Consider the following 17,047-nt stretch of genomic DNA (forward strand, 5'->3'; position numbering starts at 1 on the left):
CGGGACCGACTTGGCCGCGGTCACCGCCGACCAGGTCCGCGAGGTCGTCGAACGCCTTGTCGCGGCCGGTCAGTGGCGGCGGGGTGATCCCGAGGTCCTCATCGTTCTCGACGCCGGCTACAACGCACCCCGCATCGCCCACCTCCCCCTTGTGGTGACGATCGCGATCACTACGAGAAGGAGGGCGGCCGCCGCGGCCACGAGGCGGGTGACGGTCCAGACCGGGCCCACCACCGCCCCGTCCGACCCACCGGCCTCGTAGGTCAGCCGCATGGAGGTCTCCGCGATGACCACGGCCGGGATCAGCAGCCGGAAGGGCAGCCGCAGAAGTGGCCGACGGGGACCGGAGTCGGAGCGGGAGAGGTGTCCGGCGAGTCCGCAGAGCGGCCCCAGTACCGTGGCGAAGAGACACCACACCACGATCATGGACAGGAACTCGTTCCATCCGAAGAACTCGGCCTTGTTCGCCGGGTCGTTGAAGTCCGGCACCCTGAAGTCGCCTTGGATCGCCTTCGTCACGTAGTAGGCGAGGACAGCGACCAGCTGGGCACCCCAAGCCGTGAGGGCGGCTCCCCACTTGGACCGAGCCGCCCGTCCAGCGCCGAAGGCGATCAGCGCGTACATCCACCCCGAGACAAAAGTGATGCTCGCCGCATGGGTCAAAGGGTTGTCCATTGACTCCAGGAGCGGTCCGGCGATTCCGACGGCCAACCCGGCCGAAGAGGAAAGCGTGACAGCCAAGGGCGAAAATCGCACGTACGAAACCTCGATATACATCGAAAGGGGATTCGGAATCTACCTTACCGGCCTTTCCCTGCCTACCGGGAAGACGACGGAGGCACCGAAGGCCTGACCACTCGCGGCATCGCCACGACCGGCCAGGCTTTCGGTCAGCAAAGGGCGGGTGATTTAGTAGACACCCCAGTAGGTGCTGCACTTGTAGGCCCAGCCAGTCGTACGGGAAGCTTTGGCCCAGACGTCAGCCGCCTGAATGTCCTTGTCCGTCAGATCCCCGATGGCGACGCTGGCGGAGTGCTTCTTGTCGGGGTAGATGTAGTTCGAGTAGCACTGCTTGTAGCCACCGTCAGCCCTCGTACCGTGATGCCAAGTACCCCCGCCGACACTCTCCTTGGTGAGCGCGCCGGAGCCCTCCACGAAGGTTGCCACACCCCACTCGACGGGCTTTTCGCCGTTCGGACCTATGAGCTCGACCGGCGGGATGTCGCCCTTGGCCGCACTGAAACTCTGCACCTGCGGTGCGGCCGAGACGGCCGGCCCGGAGGCGACCACCGCCCCAGCAGCAACCAGTACCGAGACCACGCCGAGAGTCAAATTCCCAGGCTTCTTCATCAGGTTTCCCAGTATTTCCTGTTCAGAATACTCAACCGCAGGCTCGCGACTGACAGCGGGAGGGGGTGAGTCAATTGATCGAGCGTGGCTGACATTTCCGACCGAAGCCACGCCGCGGATTCGATGATTTCCCTCTCGCAACTCCGGATCGCCTTTTCGCGACCTTGCAGGGAAGACTACCGAGACGAAGATCCACTTTGGTCGAGTTCCCATTCACCTACGATGCGTCGAGCGGCCGTCCGGGGCCCGCGCCCGCAACCGGGTCCCCTGGAGGAAGCATCCATCGGCCACGGCCGGGACGCCGACGGAAGCTCTGGGAGCGCGCTCTCGCGTCAGCGCAACCAGCGTGTGCGCCAGGCCACTTCACCGCTGTCGTCCGTGGAAACGTGATCCCGCTCGACCCCGAGCTTCTCGAGGACGCGGAGCGACGGTGCGTTCCACGCACCGACGGTCGCCCAGAGCCGGTTCCGCCCGGTCGCGGCAGCGGCATCGAGCACCGCGCCGGCCGCCTCGGTGGCGTAGTCATGCCCGTGCGCGCGCTGGAACAGCTCGAACGCGATTTCCGGCTCCTCCAGGGTGGAGCGGCCGGTGATCAGCCCGCAGTAGCCGATGAAGTCGCCCTCGTCGCGGCGCTGAATGGGCAACAGGGCGATGCCCGTCGCCTCGGTCGCGGTGAGCAGCTCCGCGATGGACGATCCAGGTCAAGGGCGCAGCGGGACCGTACGGCCCACCGCGCGCAGCCGACCGTGCCCGTCACGGCGGCCCAGGACGAGGAACTGCGGGCGGGTAAGAGTGCCGGTGATCGCGCCGATGATGGCTTCCCTGATGATCTGGTGTGTTCAAGCGCATCAGGAGGGGTCTAGTTGAGCGAGTGGCACGTGGAGTGGGTGCCGGATCCAGGCCGGTGGGGAACGCTGCCAGCGGAGGGTGTTCTTGGGGTGCAGGACCTGCCAGAGGCGGTGGCCCGCATCGGTCTGAGGCCGGGCGATCCGGTGTACTTACGGCCGGACGGCATGGTGGACCGGGATTTCCTGGATTTCGTACGGTCTGAGGTCTTTCGGAATCTGGAACGGGAGACGAAGCGGAATTACGGAACGGATTATCGGCCGCTGCTGAATTTCCTGTCCTCGCGTGGGCTGTCGTGGCGTGAAGCAAGGCGGCAGGATCTGGCGGACTACCGGCACTGGCGGTGTGATGCGCCAGAGAACCCAGGCAGGATCGGTGGTTCGAAGTGGGACCGTGAGGCTGCCGCGTTCACGAAGTTGTTCAAGTGGGGCAAGGTCTATCCGCTTCCGGTGGATGTCTCCCGGCACGAGGACAGGGCCCCGGACTCGGTGAGCGCGCGGGTGTCGTGGCTGACGCCGCGGACCTGGGATCTGTGGTTGGACATCGGACTGCGGGGCCATACCCGCGCTGGCGTCGCCGTGCTGGGCTGGGAATCGCGTACGGAGCTGCGGAACACCAGCTTCGTGCAGATGGTACTGAGTTCTGGGTTGCGTCGGCAGGAGTGCGGCTCGTTGCTGACGCTGGAGCTACCCACGCAGAGTCTTCGCCGCGGCCGCTACCTGCATGGCCAGCTGGCGGGTGCGTTGACGAGGTCGAAGAACAGCCGGACCTATTACGCGTCGGTGGATTCGGTCGGCCAGGTCGAGGCTTACGTGGAGTCAGAGCGGGCGTGGGCGATTCAGCGAGCCCAGGAGCGGGGCCTTTATGACCGGCTGCCGGTCGTGCGGCTGATCACCGAGGTGACCCGCGGGTTGAGGCCGAAGGTTGAGTGGGTAGACCGGAACGGGGTCGTCGGTGCTCAGGAGTTAAGTCGGCTGGGCTGGCGTGAGCGGCAGTGGCTGTTCCAGCCGGGCCCGGACGGGCCGGAGCCGGCGTGGCTGTGGCTGACCGAGCAGGGTCTGGCGATGGCCCCGGACCGGTGGAACGGTGTGTTCAGGGCGGCGAATCTGCGCTGCGAGCAGGTCCTGCTCACCGAAGAGGACAGGGCGATGCACCGGAGGTTCCGGCTTGCGGAGGTGCGCGGGAAGAGTCCGTACGCGACGCCGCACTCTGGCCGGCATTCGTTCGCGCTCTACATGTTGATCCTGCTCAACGAGCTGTTCGAGAAGCGTTACGGGCTGACCAAGAAGGATCGGAGGGACTTCGCCCAGCTCTTCGGTGATCCGTGGTGGCTGGTGAAGACGCTGCTGGGTCACTCGGACGTGGAGACGACCAAGCGGCACTATCTCGCGCCCGTGTCCCACCTGCAGCTGGAGTCGATCCTCGCTGCCGCGGAGAGCACCGAGGAGGGCCAGGACATCGAGGACGCGGACGGGGTGTTCGCCCGGCTGGCCCGCGAGACGGTCGGCATCCAGGATATCGACACGATCGTCGAGGTGGTGTGGTGAGCGGGCGTGGCCGCAAGGCCGTCCCACCGCCGCCCGACCACCACGTCGAGCCGCCGCTGGGCCCGGATGGGCTCGTGGTGACGGTCACCAACAAGGCCGGGTTCAAGAAGGAGTACGACTTCGCCGGATTTCCTGTGGCCGGGCCGACGCAACGGTCTCTGGCCGTCGCGTTCGCCAGCCAGTCCAGGAACTGGACAAGCCACCGGTCAGCTCAGACCTATTGGTCGAGTCTGAAGTTGTTCGCGGACTTCCTCTCGGAGCTGGAGAGCCCGCCCGAGGACGTGGACGGTCTGACCCTGGCCGTGATGCAGAGCTGGCGAGAGGCGAACAGCGGCACCAGCGCCGGCACGAACAAGCAGTCCATGGTTCGCACGGTGCTGCGACAAGACGTGCGGTTGGCAACCGGGCTCGTGGCAGAGGAGCTGGCCCGTCGGGTCCCGGCCCAGAAGCCGAGCAAACAGTCGTTTGAGGATGCCGAGTGGGAGCGGGTAGTGCTGACCGCTCAACGGCAGTTTCGGTCGGCCTGGCTGCGGATCGGCGAGAACACACGCCTGCTGAACAGCTGGCGGTCCAACGAACTCGCCGCGGGAAGCCGTGGGTGGAAGATCGGGAAGATTCTTGATCACCTCGCCCGCACCGGCGATGTCCCCCGCACTCTGCACCCCAGTGGAGACCGCGGCGTGAGAAGCGGCCGTCTGCTGGGCGGCAAGGGGGCTGAGCAGACGTGGGGGCGGTTGTTCTTGGCCCGCGGTGAACTCACCGCGCTGGCCGTGCTGCTGACGGACCGGTTCGGGTGGAACCTGTCGCAGTACGACCGCATGCCAGTGCCGACGATCGCGCCGTCAGTCGGAGAGACCACCTCGCTGACCTACCAGGTCCAGGTCGAGAAGCGCAGAGCAGGCAGCGGGCGGTGGTTCTCCACCGAGAACATCACCGATTCAGGAGCCGACTCGCCGGGGAGGCTGATTACCCAGGCCCTGGAGGCCACCGCTCATGCACGGGCACTGGCCCACCGGCTGAAGCCGGGCGTCGACCTGCTGATGGTTGCTCGCGTCCGCCGCCCTGAGGACGAGCACACCGACCTGGACCGGCCGGCCGTGCACTGGCCCCTGTCCTTTGGTGTCTCCCTCGGGATGAGCAGGTGGTGGGCCGCAAGCAGTGGGCTCGGCGGGTCGCCGTTCCAGCGGGCTCGCCGGACGACGGTGACGAACCAGGGACGCCCGCTGCAGCACACACAGGGCACGCACGAGAGTGTCTACGTGCTGCCCGACAAAAGGGTTCAGCGCGCTTCGCGCCAGGTGTTCGCCGACGGCGCCCTCGAGGCCCTGAACCAGGCCCGGGCTGTCGTCTTCGGCGGGACGATGGCGAACGAGCCGAATCCGGAACATCAGCAGACGGCAACGGTGGACTGCGAAGACGAGGAAGCCAGCCCCTGGCCGGCTGGCGAGGGCGGCTGCGGGGCGGATTTCCTGCTCTGTCTGGCCTGCGCCAACGCATACGTCCATCCCGGCCACCATCCCCGGCTCGCCCACCTGCACCAGCAGATCACGAGTCTGCGGTCCGTCTTGGAGGAGGACGTGTTCCGTGAACGGTGGAGGGTTCATCTGACGCGGCTGGAAGACCTGCGAAAGAGGGTCGGTCCGGTCGCCTGGAAGACGTCCTTGGCCCGTGTCAGCGAGGCCGACCGCACTGTTGTCCGGCTTCTGCTGAAGGAAGGCCTCGGCCCATGACCAGCCCTGCTGCCCAGTACGACCCGTACGTTCTGCCCCTTCCCACCCCGCAGACCCCGGTAGTGCTGCCCCAGTGGATCAGCGCCGGTAATACCCACTCCAACTCCCGCTACTGCGATGCCGTCTGGCCTCTGGCACCACTGATCGACAACCCCAGCACCTACCTCGTCAAGATCCACTGGAGGCAATGTCCGGCTCTCCTGCTCGGCGAGATGAAACTCATCACCTGGACGATGATCAACGGCAGACTCCGGCCCACCCACCTCAAGGCCCGAGGGGCCGGAGCCAGGGCCCGAACATCCGCGCATGACCTTCGGGACACCCACGGCGAGTGGATACGGCTGGCCCGCTGGCTGCACGAACGCCGCATCACCCGCCTGGTCGACTGCACCGACCATGTGTGGCGGACCTACATAGTCGAACGCTGCAGCGACGTCTCCCGCGGTCATGCGGAGAAGATCTGCTCCATGTTGACCGATTTGTGGGCGTTCGATCAGCTCAGCGCCGAACCCGTCGGTGCCACCCGGCCTCCGTGGGACAGCGAGGGAGTCGACGACTTCCTTCCCCCGGCCGGCGGCTCGGACCGCGGCGAGAACAGCACCGAGCCGCTGGACCCGCAGGTTCTCGGCCCTCTGCTGGTCTGGGCGATCCGTTTCGTCGACATCTTCGCCGACGACATCCTGGCTGCCTGGTCCGAACGATGCCAGCTGTTCGCCGTAGCCGCAGTCAACCAGGCGTCCGCCGAGAGCCACGCTGCCCTCGAAGAGTTCCTGCTGCCCCGCGTTGGTTCGGGCGCCCCGCTGCCCTCCATCCACTTCAAAGGCCGGAGTGCACTGGCCCGCACCTACATAGCCGCTCTCACGGGCGCGAGCACCATCCAGGTCAACCGGTTTGCCACGAAGCACCAGCTCCACGCCCTGGTCCCCGAGCGTCCGGGCGCGTGTCCCTTGAACGTGCCTATCCTCGGCCAGATCGACGGGAAGCCCTGGCGCGATCACATCGACGTCGAAGAGTCCGCCGAGTGATGAGGCACCTTGGCACAGCCGCAGTGATCCTCTGCCTCTATTTGACCGGTATGCGCCCGCAGGAGGTGCAGGGTCTGCGATCCGGCTGCTGCCCTGATCCTGAGCCCACGGCCGATGGCGCCGCCGGGCGGCATCTGATCCGCAGCCGGCACTACAAGAACGTCACCGACGAGGACGGCAACCACATCTCCGCAGGCGAGGACCGCGACATTCCCTGGGTGGCGATCACTCCAGTCGTCCACGCAATCCGTGTCCTGGAACGCATGGTCCCTGACGGGGAACTCCTCCTCAGCGCCGGTCACCATGCTTTCGCCTCCAAGCGTGGCCACCACGGAGCGTTGAAGGGCGGTGCGCTGAACGACCAAATCGAGAGATTCGTCGTCTGGGTGAACCGCGAGGCCACCTCGCTGGGGCTGTCCCATCAGACCATTCCCGAAGATCCGCATGGAGCGAGCGGCATGTCGCGGTTCCGCCGCACCCTGGCCTGGCACATCGCCCGCCGTCCGGCCGGGCTGATCGCGCTCGCGATCCAATACGGGCACATGCGAACCGTCCTGGATGCCCGGACCTCCAGCGGCTACGCCTCCCGCAGCCAGCGTGGTCTCCACAGTGTCCTAGATGTCGAGACGGCCCTTGCTGCCGCGGACACCGCCGCCCGGCTAAGTGATCGGATGGCCTCGGGAGAGAGGATCTCCGGCCCCGCCTCCCGCAGGGCCATCGCCGCGGCAGCGACGACTCCGAGGTTCGAAGGCCGCATTGTCCCCGCGAAGTTCGCGGGGAAGGCCGCCAGGTTCCTTGCCCGGGACGGTGTCGTCCTCTACGACAATCCCGACGCGTTCTTGATCTGCGCGTTCAAGCACGACAACGCGCTCTGCGAACCCGAACCGGGGGCGACAGCCCCGCGGCAGTACGCCTGCCGGCCCGGCTGCGGCAACACCGTCCGCACCGATACCCACGCCCGCCAGCTGCGGACACGGGCTGATGAGATCGACCAGATGGCCGCCGCAGCACCCGGCCCGCTCGGCAATCGACTCCGAGCCAACTCCGAACGACTCCGGGCGACCGCCGACGCTCACGACACCACCGCCCAACCTGCCGAGGCCCTTACATGAACGACCAGCACCCCGACGAGCGCACCCGCATCCGCGAAGCCATCGACCGACTCCTGGCCGGGCAAGCCGTCGCCTCCAACGGCAGCCTCACCGTCGTCGCGCTGGCCGCCGAGGCTGGCGTCCACCGCATGGCCCTGATGAAGCGGCACGCGGATTTGAAGAACGAGTTCTATGAACGCGTCCGCGAAGAGACCAAACAGATTCCAGAAACGGAGAAACGACTCAGGGAAACCGTTACCAGCCTCAAGAGGACTATCGCCAACCAGAGAGCCGAGATCGAAGAACTCCGCCGACTGGTAACCAACCTCACCCTTGCCAGCGCCGTGCTTACCGAGGAGCAGAGCACGTCAACGGACCCCGCCCCGCCTCCCGACAACGTCATCCTGCTTCGCCCACCCACCACCTGACATCTGCACCCATTCGGGGCCGCGCCCGGTCGACGGAGCACCGGGGCGACCCCGTCGACGCGAGCGTCATCCGCGCTGTCGTGGGCGCTGCTTCTCGCCCAGCGACTTGTCGTCAAAACGGCAGAACAAGGTCGTGCTCACTGATTGTCCTGGTCACGGTCGGCTCGGCGTCAGGCCAGGCACCGGGAATCGCTTCGATCGCGCGTTGAAGATCACCTTCCGTCTGACCTGTTACAACCAACTCCGTCCCCTCGGAGCCGGGCTCCAGACGCAGCAGCAGGCCAGCGGCAGAAAACCACCGGACTCCCGGTCCCATCGGCTCAAACCACGCCGGATAGGGCGGCAACGGGACACGCGCGAACTCCGTTTCTAGACAGGCAACTACCTCAGGGGTCGCCTGGCATGCGCGCCCTTGTCGCCACCTGCCAACGACAGCCTCGCTCAGCACGGTTTCGACACAAGCCAGCGACAAGCGATCGAGAAAACGACGCCGTCCGGAGTTCGGCAGGCGATCGGAAAACAGAGCGACCGGTGGGTCCTCCCGATGCAGGTCGGTCAGAGACACACCCCAACCGGCGCAGCCTTGATTCTCACTGCGGAAGACCAGAAGTTCGCCGGAAGGGTCGAACAGCAGCTCCTCCGGCTCCAGCAGCGGGTCCTGCTGCGCAACCAGATCTCGCCGTCGACCGAACAGCGTGTACGCCTCCCGGAGAGCAACAGGAAGGTGAACGCCGAGGCGGTCCTCAGCTCTCTGTACTTGATCCAGCGTGAACCCATCAGCCGGTGACAACGGAGTGAACCAGGAGGCGGCAAAAGCGCTGACAAATGCCCACGCATCCGCCCGTTCCCTGCACCCACCCGCCAGGAACTCAGCTACGTCGAACGTGTCAGACATGCCACTGACCCTATGCGGTTGCCAGCCTTCCGCCGATCGACATTGCGACACGACGGAGTGCCCATCACAGCGGACTGAAACGGAAGCCTGAGCAGTGGCCGCGGGACTGAACAGAAGAACTTGACAGGGAAGACCGCCTCGGTGGTGTCGCGGCGTCTGATCTTGTACCAAGCTCTCGATCCGGGGAGGTAGCGCTGGTTCATTCCCTTCACCAGGATCCCCTCCACTCCGGAGACGTCGGTCCACGTCTCCAGCCACTCCCTCGCCTTGGCGAGGTCGGTGGTCATCGGGCACAGCGTCCACGGCGCGCTCAGCTGGTGGGTGTCGAAGAGATCCTCGAGGATGCGCCGGCGCTCACGGTAGGGCCGGGTGAGGAGTTCGGTGCCGTCCTGCTGGAGGACGTCGAAGGCGATGAAGAAGGCCGGGGTCTTCGCGGCCAGTGCGGCGGCGGTGCGCCCGCGGGCGGCGGCCCGGCGCTGGAGCGCTTCGAAGGACAGGCGTCCGGCTGCGGTGTCCCAGACGACGAGTTCGCCGTCGAGGACGAGGCCGTCGGGCAGCTGCTCGGCGGCGGCGACCAGGTCGGGGAAGCGGTCCTGGACCAGGGAGCCGCGCCGGGTCTGGAGCAGCACCCGGCCGCCGGGGCCAGCGGGGGTGAAGAGGATGGTGCGGTGGCCGTCGAACTTCTGCTCCAGGGCCAGGCCGCCCGCCAGGACACCAGGTCCGGGGACGGACTCGCCGGCCTGGGCGAGCATCGGCTCGAAGGGAGGGGTCAGGACCACTCGGGGTTGGCCTCCTTCACCGCCACTCCGGGCCTGGCCCCCAGCGTCACCGGCCGGGCGCGGTCCAGCGCGCAGGATACGGCCAGAAGGCCCCGCGACGTCAGGCTCCGGGGTGGGCAGGCTTCTTCTGTGACTCCGGGAGCCGGGCGCGGCACTCCTGGCAGAGGGGGTTCCCGCCGACTCCATATCGACAACATGTTCGGTCTGTTGACTGCACCAAGTTAGAGATGCAGTGGTGTTCAGGCTCGTGGATGCTGAGGATCTGGGGCAGCTGCGCCTGACCGTCGACCGCCCGCGGGGCACTTCACCCGCCCTGGGGCGCGGCGGTGTCGCGCGCGACGGGGATGTGGATGGGCTCCTGGAGGTAGAGCCCGGAGAACCCGCGCTCGTCGAGCGCGCGGGCGAGGTGGGTGGGTGGGTAGATGATGCGGTCGCCGATGAAGTTGGTCGTGGCGATCCGCATGCTGCTGGCACACCGAGGCGTGGGACGGCCGACGTACGGCCGTTCCACGCCTCGGGGGACGGCCTGCTCGGTCAGGGTGCGTTCAGTCCGAAAGCCTGGCGGCTGGCGTTGCTGGCGCCGGGGCTGTGGATGTTGTTGTTCGTGGTGATGTTGTTGAACATCGGGATGACGCCGGTGAGGTTGACGGGGAGGATCGACACGGGGCTCCCGTCTCCGTCACCGTCTCCCTCGTCTCCGCCGCAGGTGCCGCCGGTGATGGTGGTGGGGTCTTCGGCCGTGTCGCCGACGTCCCCGGGGACGAGCGCCACGGCAAAGTTGTCGACGGTGCACGGGGCGTCCTCGGCGACGTTGACAGTGAAGGTGAGGGTGTAGCCCTCACCGGGATCCAGCGGCTCGCTCTCGCAGTTGACCCTGTTGTCCCCCTCGAAGGTGCACGAAACGTTTACATCCGAGTCGATTACCGTCCCTGTGACGAATGTGACCCCTCCTGTCTGGATGGTGTCTTGCATGACCGTCCCGCTGGCGGTCGTCTGATCGCCTGGGTTGGTGACCGTGATCGTGTAGACGCCCTGCCCGCCCCTGGGGAAGCTGCCGGAATGCGTCTTTGTGATGTCGATCAGGGCCCGGGCGGACGCGGGGGTCGCCCCCAGGGCGAACGGGAGGGCGATGCCCAGTCCCAGGACGGTGGCGAGGGCGGACATCCGCCGCCTCAACGTGTGCGTGACCATGCTGGTCTCTCCTGTCGTGTGAAGGTCGCCGTGCAGCGGCCCCGCCCGCGAAGGGAGGGGGGAGCGCAGTTCACACGGGACGCCTGCACGACAGGAACGCATCAGAGGACGGCCTGATCACGGGCGCGGTCGCCGGTTCACTCGACCGCCTCGCCGCCGGGCGAAGTAAGCGGTGTCTTCGCCATCGGCCTTGCGTACGACGGTGGCGTGCTTGATGTAGACGGTCTTGCCGGTCTTCTCCGCGAGCCGGAGCAGCGGGTCGGGCTGACATCCTTTCGCGTCCACCCATTCGTTGAGCTGACCTCACCGGCGGTGGTGCAGAGAAGATGGCAGCGCACGCACGGTCCGGACTGGGATGGGGCCCAGGTCGCGACCGCGGGGCGTGGGGTGGGGGTGCTCATGAGCGGATTCCTCTCGGCGGCGGCACTGTAGTGAACCGTTTCGCCGACGCGGCATTCCCGCCGACACACAGCGGCAGACGGACGCCACAAGCAGTCACCAGACCGTGCTCCAGTATCTGGGTAGCAGGGGTCCCGGAAGGGGTGCAACACGGCGGTGCAACGCGCTCGCGCAACAGCGCGTTGCACGCGTTGCGCCAGGTCAAGACTGCAACACACGGTTGCGTTCGACCGCGTTGCACCGCCCGTGTTGCAGGGGACCCGCGTGCAGACGGCGGGACTACCTCCTGCCGTCCGCGCCCCAGCCGCCGAGGAAGTCGGCCAGGGCACAGCGCTGGTCTTCCTCGCGGGCGATCTGCTGCGCGAGCACGGTGCGGTCGATGTAGGGGTCGACGGCGGCGAGGACCAGGCGCTGGAGTTCGGCCGGCTCCAACGCCTCCACCTCCCACTGCACCGGGCGGCGGAAGTCGAAGCTGTAGCGGCGGGCCAAGGCCGGCCACCTCGGGTCGCCGCTCTTGCCCTCGGTCGCCGGGAGTCCGTACGCGCGTACCTGCTCATCTTCTTCGCGCTCGGTATGTCTCATGAGACATCCAGCCGACGCAAGCCGGTGCCTGGATCTGCAGGTTACTGAGATTTGATGCGTGATGTCGCTGGGTCGACGTCTTGAATTGCGAAGACGAGGGTTCGCCGCGCGGCATCATGCGAAGATCACCAGTAACGGGCTCTCCCGCATTGGTCGTAAGGCGTGTTGGCCTGGCTCCTGGGGGAAGGGCCCGCTTCGCGGAGCTGCGCTAGTAGTAGCCCTTCGTGCCGTCGAGTAGCTCCCGGACGATGTCCGCGTGCCCCGCGTGTCGCCCCGTCTCCTCGACGAGATGGATCAGTATCCAGCGGAGGTTGGCGCTGCCGTCGCGGAAGTCGGGGTGGCGGCCGACATCGTCCAGGTCGGCCGCGGCAACGATCTCGTTGCTGCGGGTGCACTGGGCCTCGTACTCCGCGAGGAGCTCTGCGAGGGAGCGGCCGTCGGTGTGCCAGTCGGCGTTCTTGCTTGACTCGTCGAATGCGGGGTTCTGCTTCTTATCGCCGCCGAGGAACAGCACTTCCAGCCATATGTGCTCGGTCCAGCGCATATGGGAGATGAGACCGGCCATCGTCATGGCCGGTGAGGTCGGGATGACCGGACGGCGCGCGTCCTCGTCGCTCAGCCCTTCGCATTTCCAGCGCAGGATCTGCCGCTGCAGGTCCAGCCAGCCGATGAGCGCGGTGCGTTCGTCCGCTTGGAGCGGGGGGCGTTTCAGTTCCGATGACATGCCGGCGCACGCTACCAGGGCGGTCGGGAGGGGGCGCCTGGATGACGGGCTCTTCCGCGATTTACGATCTTGGTCACGGTTGGGGACAGCGGGGTATTACTGCTGATCTTCGCATGATGCCGCGGGGCGGGCCCTCCTCTTCGCAGTTCAAGGCACCCAGTGACATGACGCATCAAACCTCAATAGCGGGGCTGACGACGCCGGCGGGGCCGGATCGGGATGACGGTGGTTGAGACGTCCCTGGCGAGCTGCTGGCGGAGGGCTTCGTTGTCGTGGTGGAGGGCAGCGATCGCGGTGGCAGCGGCCTTGAGCTTGTTCTCCAGGAGGGTGCATTCCTGGGTCTTGGCGGCCAGCCGCTTCTTCAGGTCGGCGATGGTGGCGTCGCGCTGGGACTCGCCGGGGGTGGTCTTGCCGTGGGTGGCGATGTGGGCGTCCCAGTCGGCGAGGACGGCGTAGGCGCGGTTCATTGTGGCGCGGCTGATCTGGGCTTCTTTGTAGAGGTTCTCTTTGGTGAGGTTGATGATCTCCAGTTGTTTGCGCCCGTGCGAGTCGTAGAAGGGCAGCTGATCGGAGGTGATCATGCTGTTGCCGCACCGGTCGGGGCGGCAACGTTCGTGGAGGGGCCCCACGTGGCCTTCGGGAACGACGGCGTTTTCCAGGCAGACGGCGCCGACGGGGTTGGTGTGGTCGGCGGTGCAGTGGTTGAGCGCGCCGAAGCGGATGTGGATGCGAGCGGTGTGCAGGAGGGTGCGGGCGTCGCGGTTGCGGGCCTTGACGGTGGCGGTGATCTTGTCGAAGGTGTCTTTGACGCGGTCGGCTCCGCCCCCGAATCCGATCTCCTCGCCGGCGGTGCGGCGCTGGTAGAGGTCCTTGATCTTGCGGAACTTGGCGCTGTCGAGAGCGGTTTGCAGGTATTTTGCCCACTGCTTGTCGGAGGCCGCGTAGCCGCGGGTGCTGGCGTTGGCCAGTGCGCGGGTGGCGAGGTGCTTGAGCTGGATGCCGGTGGCGATTTCCGAGCCGGGGAACTGGTCGGCGAGCATCGCCATTGTCTTGCGGAACATGTGGGGGCGGATGTAGGCCGGAGGGATCTCATCGAGCCCTGACCAGCGGCGTTCAGCATTGACGGTCGCCACGAACGACTCCAGCATCTTGACGCCGTCGATGGTTCCGTCCGGGCCCGTGATGTGGACGGGAGCGAAGACCCGATCGGGGTGGCTGGAGATGGCTTCGGCGACGACGAGGGCCTCGGCGACCGGGTCGGCGATCCACCAGTGCTTGCCCGGCCGGTCAACCATGCCCTTGATCTTGGTCGATGCGATCGCGGGGGTGCTGTAGTGCTCGACGACGGACTCGCGCAGGATCTCGTGGATTTCCGAGTCGCGCATCATGGACAAGCCCACGACCAGGGCAAATGCAGCATCACGAAGCGCCGTCTTGAGTTCGATGAGTGGCCGCGGGCCGATGCCGGGGTGCCACGGGCCTGTGCTGCCGTCCGGTCGGGTGACCTGCACCAGTTCCCCACTCAACGCATGGGGTGTAAAGCGGCCGGCGGCCACTGCGTTCTCGATCAGAGCCCGGCGCCCCTCTGCCGCTGGGCTGAGCTTGTTGGTGAGCATCGTGCGGCGGCGAGCCTCATAGCCGAGGAGCAGGGTCATCAGGTCCCAGTTCACCCGTGGTGCTTTCCCCTCGACGGTCGCGGCATGGACGGGAACGTGTTCCGAGGATCGGCCAGCCAGGCCCGCAAGCGGGAGTCGGCGCCCTTCACCGAGGGCTGGGCGGCTGCGTGGAGCTCGCGTAGCCGCTGGTCGGCGCGTAGGACGTCGGGGGCGAAGGTGTGGATGTATGCCCAGGCTGCGCGGATCAAGGGGAACCACGCCTCCGGGGGAACGGCGGGCGTGGAGATTCCAGCTGGGGTGGTGAGGTCCACTACTGCCCTGGCGCTCTGCCCGGGCCAGGGATCCCCGGCGGGCCAGGGCAGGCTCAGCGCGGGCTTCACCGTCGCCAGGGTCTTCAACGCGCTCACATGTCCCGCGAGTGTGCTCTTGGCGGTGCCGTTCGCGGCCAGGTCGCGGATGCGCTGACGCAGGTCGTCCGACGTCCAGGTACCGGGATGAGCGGGGAGGCCGTTCTCTTGTCCCCATCGGGCCAGCGTCCGCAGGCGAGAGGCAAGTTGGATCAGGGTCTGTGGGTCGGCAGGGGCGCCGAGGGCGACACCGTGCCGCAGGACGGCCGGGTGGTGCGGGTTGGACAGCACCATGAAGAACTCGCGCGCCAGGCGGTTCCAGTACGGGTCCTCCAACTCGATGCTGAAGCAGACCTTCCAGCCGCTGACGTACACATTCGCGGGACGCTTGAGTGCGGCATTGAAGTCCCATACCTCCCTGTCGCCGAACACGGGACCACTGGCATCGGGCAGAAGTGCCCGGCCCCGCAGGACAGGCTCGTCGTCGCGGAATAGCGACGGGCGTCGCTGTTGGGGCAGAGGCTGGGTCATGCGTCGAACTCCGTGTAAGCGCTCAGCGGCAGGTCCAGAGTCGCCCGGCTGGCTTCGATGTGCTCGCGGGCCTGGGCGAGCTCCGTCGGCGTACGGTCTTCCAGCACCGCTCGCAGGTTCTTCCAGCGCTGTCCCCAGACCTTGTCAAAAACCTGCGGGGGCAGCCGGGAACGCACATGTTCCAGGTGTGTCCTGAACAGCAGCAGCTGCGGCAGGTTGGAGGGAGGAATCCACGCGTTTCCGCATTCCAGGCAGCTCAGGGGCGCGACCGGACACAGTTCCCCCGGACGCCCGAAGGGCGACTGCCGCGGGCTCCTGCAGTGGCTGACGCCCATGTCGAGCTGGCCGTTCATGATGTCCTCGGCCTCTTGGACGGACAGTCCGGCGGCGCGGAGCAGGTCACTCTCGACCTCGCTCTCGGCGCCGGCGACCACAGTGGGGCCGTCGACCCGGGTGAGGGCCTGGTCGAACCAGTGCTGCTGAGCGGTGACGATGGTGCGTCCGGACATGATCCGCAGCGTGGTGCCCTGGGCGTAGTGCCCGGCGAATGTCTCCTCCGTGTGGTCGTCCGCCGCCGCGCTGATCCGTCCTCCGGTGACGATGGCCTTCTCCACCTTCGTGGATTTGCGCAGGCGTCCGATGTGCCGGTCTCCCTGGATCTCGACGCCCATCGCCTCGGCCCAGTGGCCGAACCCCTCGCTCGTGACCGCGGGGTTCCAGCGGTCGAACACCAGGCGGTAGTCGCCCCGGACCGTGGCACGGACGAACAGGGTGTCGGTGACGTCAGCGGCGTTCGTGCGGGCGCGCGCGGTGAGGTCCAGAAGCTGGCGGACCACTTCGCTCGCCTCCCGTCGCGGCATGTCCAGGGTGACCGGTCGTCCCTCCGCGTCGTCGTCCTGTGGGGGTGACACGGCCGCGGGGGCCTGGTCGCGGAAGGCCCGGTGGCGTCGCCAGCCCGCGCGCTGCTTCAGCAGGGTCAGCCGGACGCCTTTGGGCAGGAACTCCACGTCCGACTCACCGAACGCGGTGACCTCCTCGGAGGCATGCCCGGTGGCATCCATCAGCAGGACACGGAAGGCTTGCAGGTCAAGGGTGGTCGGATACAACTGGGCGACGAGGCGACGACACAGCTGGAACCGTGCCATGGATCTGCTGGAGGTCCCGTCAGGTCTGGCGGCGAGAGCCTGCAGGGGCGCCGGCCACTGCCGCAGCGGGGGGACCGTTTCGCGCATGTCGCCAGGAGTGATCTGCTCGTGGGCCAGGCCCCAGAGGAGGTCCGGGATGCTGGTCCAACTTCCCTGGTCGGGATGGCGCCCGGTTGCCGCCAGCGCCCACCCGTCGTCCAGGCGCTTGCGGGTGGCGTGAACGCTCTGCCAGGCAGCACGGACCAGGGCGCGCTTCTCCTTCCGCGCGAACTCGTCCCGCTCCGTCGACTCGCCGGTGCCGATGAGCACGGCGCGGCGACCCAGGCGGGCCAGCGCAGGGGCGACCGCCCGGTCCCGGTGGTCATCGCGACGCACGATCAGCAAGTGCATCGCCGAAGCCAGCGCTGAAGGAACCGTGGATCCCGGTTCACAGCCTTCGGGCAGAGCGGTCTCCCAGGCCACCAGTGTGTCGAACAGCTCCGGGTCGCTCAGGCTCGCCTTCTCGGCCGCCGGCCCGAGAGCCGTGTCGACGTATCGGCACAGACTGTCGATCGCCTGCCGGTAGTACTTCGTTTGCGACCCGAGGGCGGTGACGGCCACGTACTCGACCCACTCGTCCGCCAGCTGCCCGGCCAGCCGCGAACAGACGTAGGCCGCAGGATCAATACAGAGCAGGTTCCGGGGGATCTGGACAACGCGGGGACCGACTCCGCCCGCCGGCACCGGATTCTCCAGGGCCGCCAGGAGACGCTCACGCTCCTGCTTGGTCCGCCCCACCGTCACCGACCGCCGTTCGTGCTGGCAGCGACGCCCGCGAGAGC

General features: G+C 67.2%; 15 protein-coding genes and 3 pseudogenes. 6 read left to right on the top strand and 12 right to left on the bottom strand.

What is annotated here, in order from left to right; translation table 11 throughout:
- Positions 1-262 (top strand): transposase (locus OOK34_RS35400; RefSeq protein WP_323183497.1); only part of this gene is annotated, 262 nt, incomplete at its 5' end.
- Here the strand turns inward: OOK34_RS35400 and OOK34_RS27705 are convergent.
- From OOK34_RS27705 to OOK34_RS27715, 3 genes and pseudogenes are all read right to left on the bottom strand, one after another.
- Positions 196-777, bottom strand: a pseudogene (locus OOK34_RS27705) (DUF6518 family protein); the annotation flags it as partial. The gene OOK34_RS35400 and the pseudogene OOK34_RS27705 sit on opposite strands and share 67 nt — an antisense overlap.
- 132 nt (positions 778-909) lie before the next feature.
- On the bottom strand, positions 910-1,350 hold the full coding sequence (locus OOK34_RS27710) for a lactococcin 972 family bacteriocin (RefSeq protein WP_267031817.1): 441 nt from the start codon (positions 1,348-1,350) through the stop codon (positions 910-912).
- A 332-nt stretch (positions 1,351-1,682) separates the two neighbouring features.
- Positions 1,683-2,045, bottom strand: a pseudogene (locus OOK34_RS27715) (GNAT family N-acetyltransferase); the annotation flags it as partial.
- Positions 2,046-2,213: 168 nt separating this feature from the next.
- Here OOK34_RS27715 and OOK34_RS27720 point away from each other — a divergent pair.
- From OOK34_RS27720 to OOK34_RS27735, 5 genes are read left to right on the top strand one after another with little or no spacing between them, the layout of a single operon-like run.
- Positions 2,214-3,743: an integrase gene (locus OOK34_RS27720; protein ID WP_267031816.1), complete on the top strand. Its 1,530-nt coding sequence runs from the start codon at positions 2,214-2,216 to the stop codon at positions 3,741-3,743.
- Positions 3,740-5,473 carry a hypothetical protein gene (locus OOK34_RS27725; RefSeq protein ID WP_267031815.1) on the top strand — a complete coding sequence of 578 codons (1,734 nt, stop codon included), beginning with the start codon at positions 3,740-3,742 and terminating at the stop codon, positions 5,471-5,473. Before OOK34_RS27720 ends, OOK34_RS27725 begins: the two co-directional genes overlap by 4 nt.
- Complete coding sequence (locus tag OOK34_RS35405; protein ID WP_323183384.1) at positions 5,470-6,498, top strand: hypothetical protein; 1,029 nt, start codon at positions 5,470-5,472, stop codon at positions 6,496-6,498. Before OOK34_RS27725 ends, OOK34_RS35405 begins: the two co-directional genes overlap by 4 nt.
- Before the next feature lie 23 nt (positions 6,499-6,521).
- Positions 6,522-7,610, top strand: coding sequence for a hypothetical protein (locus OOK34_RS35410; RefSeq protein ID WP_323183383.1), 1,089 nt, complete (start codon positions 6,522-6,524; stop codon positions 7,608-7,610).
- On the top strand, positions 7,607-8,017 hold the full coding sequence (locus tag OOK34_RS27735; protein ID WP_267031814.1) for a hypothetical protein: 411 nt from the start codon (positions 7,607-7,609) through the stop codon (positions 8,015-8,017). The genes OOK34_RS35410 and OOK34_RS27735 overlap by 4 nt, the downstream gene beginning before the upstream one ends.
- 112 nt (positions 8,018-8,129) lie before the next feature.
- Here OOK34_RS27735 and OOK34_RS27740 read toward each other — a convergent pair whose 3' ends face one another.
- From OOK34_RS27740 to OOK34_RS27780, 9 genes and pseudogenes are all read right to left on the bottom strand, one after another.
- On the bottom strand, positions 8,130-8,912 hold the full coding sequence (locus OOK34_RS27740; RefSeq protein ID WP_267031813.1) for an SMI1/KNR4 family protein: 783 nt from the start codon (positions 8,910-8,912) through the stop codon (positions 8,130-8,132).
- Positions 8,891-9,691: a hypothetical protein gene (locus OOK34_RS27745; RefSeq protein WP_267031812.1), complete on the bottom strand. Its 801-nt coding sequence runs from the start codon at positions 9,689-9,691 to the stop codon at positions 8,891-8,893. Before OOK34_RS27745 ends, OOK34_RS27740 begins: the two co-directional genes overlap by 22 nt.
- A 307-nt stretch (positions 9,692-9,998) precedes the next feature.
- Positions 9,999-10,154, bottom strand: a pseudogene (locus OOK34_RS27750) (LLM class F420-dependent oxidoreductase); the annotation flags it as partial.
- A gap of 71 nt (positions 10,155-10,225) precedes the next feature.
- Complete coding sequence (locus OOK34_RS27755) at positions 10,226-10,882, bottom strand: hypothetical protein (RefSeq protein WP_267031811.1); 657 nt, start codon at positions 10,880-10,882, stop codon at positions 10,226-10,228.
- A 678-nt stretch (positions 10,883-11,560) separates the two neighbouring features.
- Positions 11,561-11,863 (bottom strand): hypothetical protein, encoded by a 303-nt coding sequence (locus OOK34_RS27760; protein ID WP_267031810.1) that lies wholly within the window; start codon positions 11,861-11,863, stop codon positions 11,561-11,563.
- Positions 11,864-12,071: 208 nt separating this feature from the next.
- Entirely contained in the window at positions 12,072-12,587 is a 516-nt protein-coding gene (locus OOK34_RS27765; RefSeq protein WP_267031809.1) for a DinB family protein, read from the bottom strand.
- 179 nt (positions 12,588-12,766) lie between these two features.
- Entirely contained in the window at positions 12,767-14,257 is a 1,491-nt protein-coding gene (locus tag OOK34_RS27770; RefSeq protein WP_267031808.1) for a hypothetical protein, read from the bottom strand.
- Positions 14,254-15,081 carry a hypothetical protein gene (locus tag OOK34_RS27775; protein ID WP_267031807.1) on the bottom strand — a complete coding sequence of 276 codons (828 nt, stop codon included), beginning with the start codon at positions 15,079-15,081 and terminating at the stop codon, positions 14,254-14,256. Before OOK34_RS27775 ends, OOK34_RS27770 begins: the two co-directional genes overlap by 4 nt.
- A complete protein-coding gene (locus OOK34_RS27780; protein ID WP_267031806.1) occupies positions 15,078-17,009 on the bottom strand; it encodes a hypothetical protein in 1,932 nt (643 codons plus the stop codon). The genes OOK34_RS27775 and OOK34_RS27780 overlap by 4 nt, the downstream gene beginning before the upstream one ends.
- Positions 17,010-17,047 lie beyond the last annotated feature (38 nt).

It is taken from the genome of Streptomyces sp. NBC_00091, assembly GCF_026343185.1.
Taxonomy (GTDB): domain Bacteria; phylum Actinomycetota; class Actinomycetes; order Streptomycetales; family Streptomycetaceae; genus Streptomyces.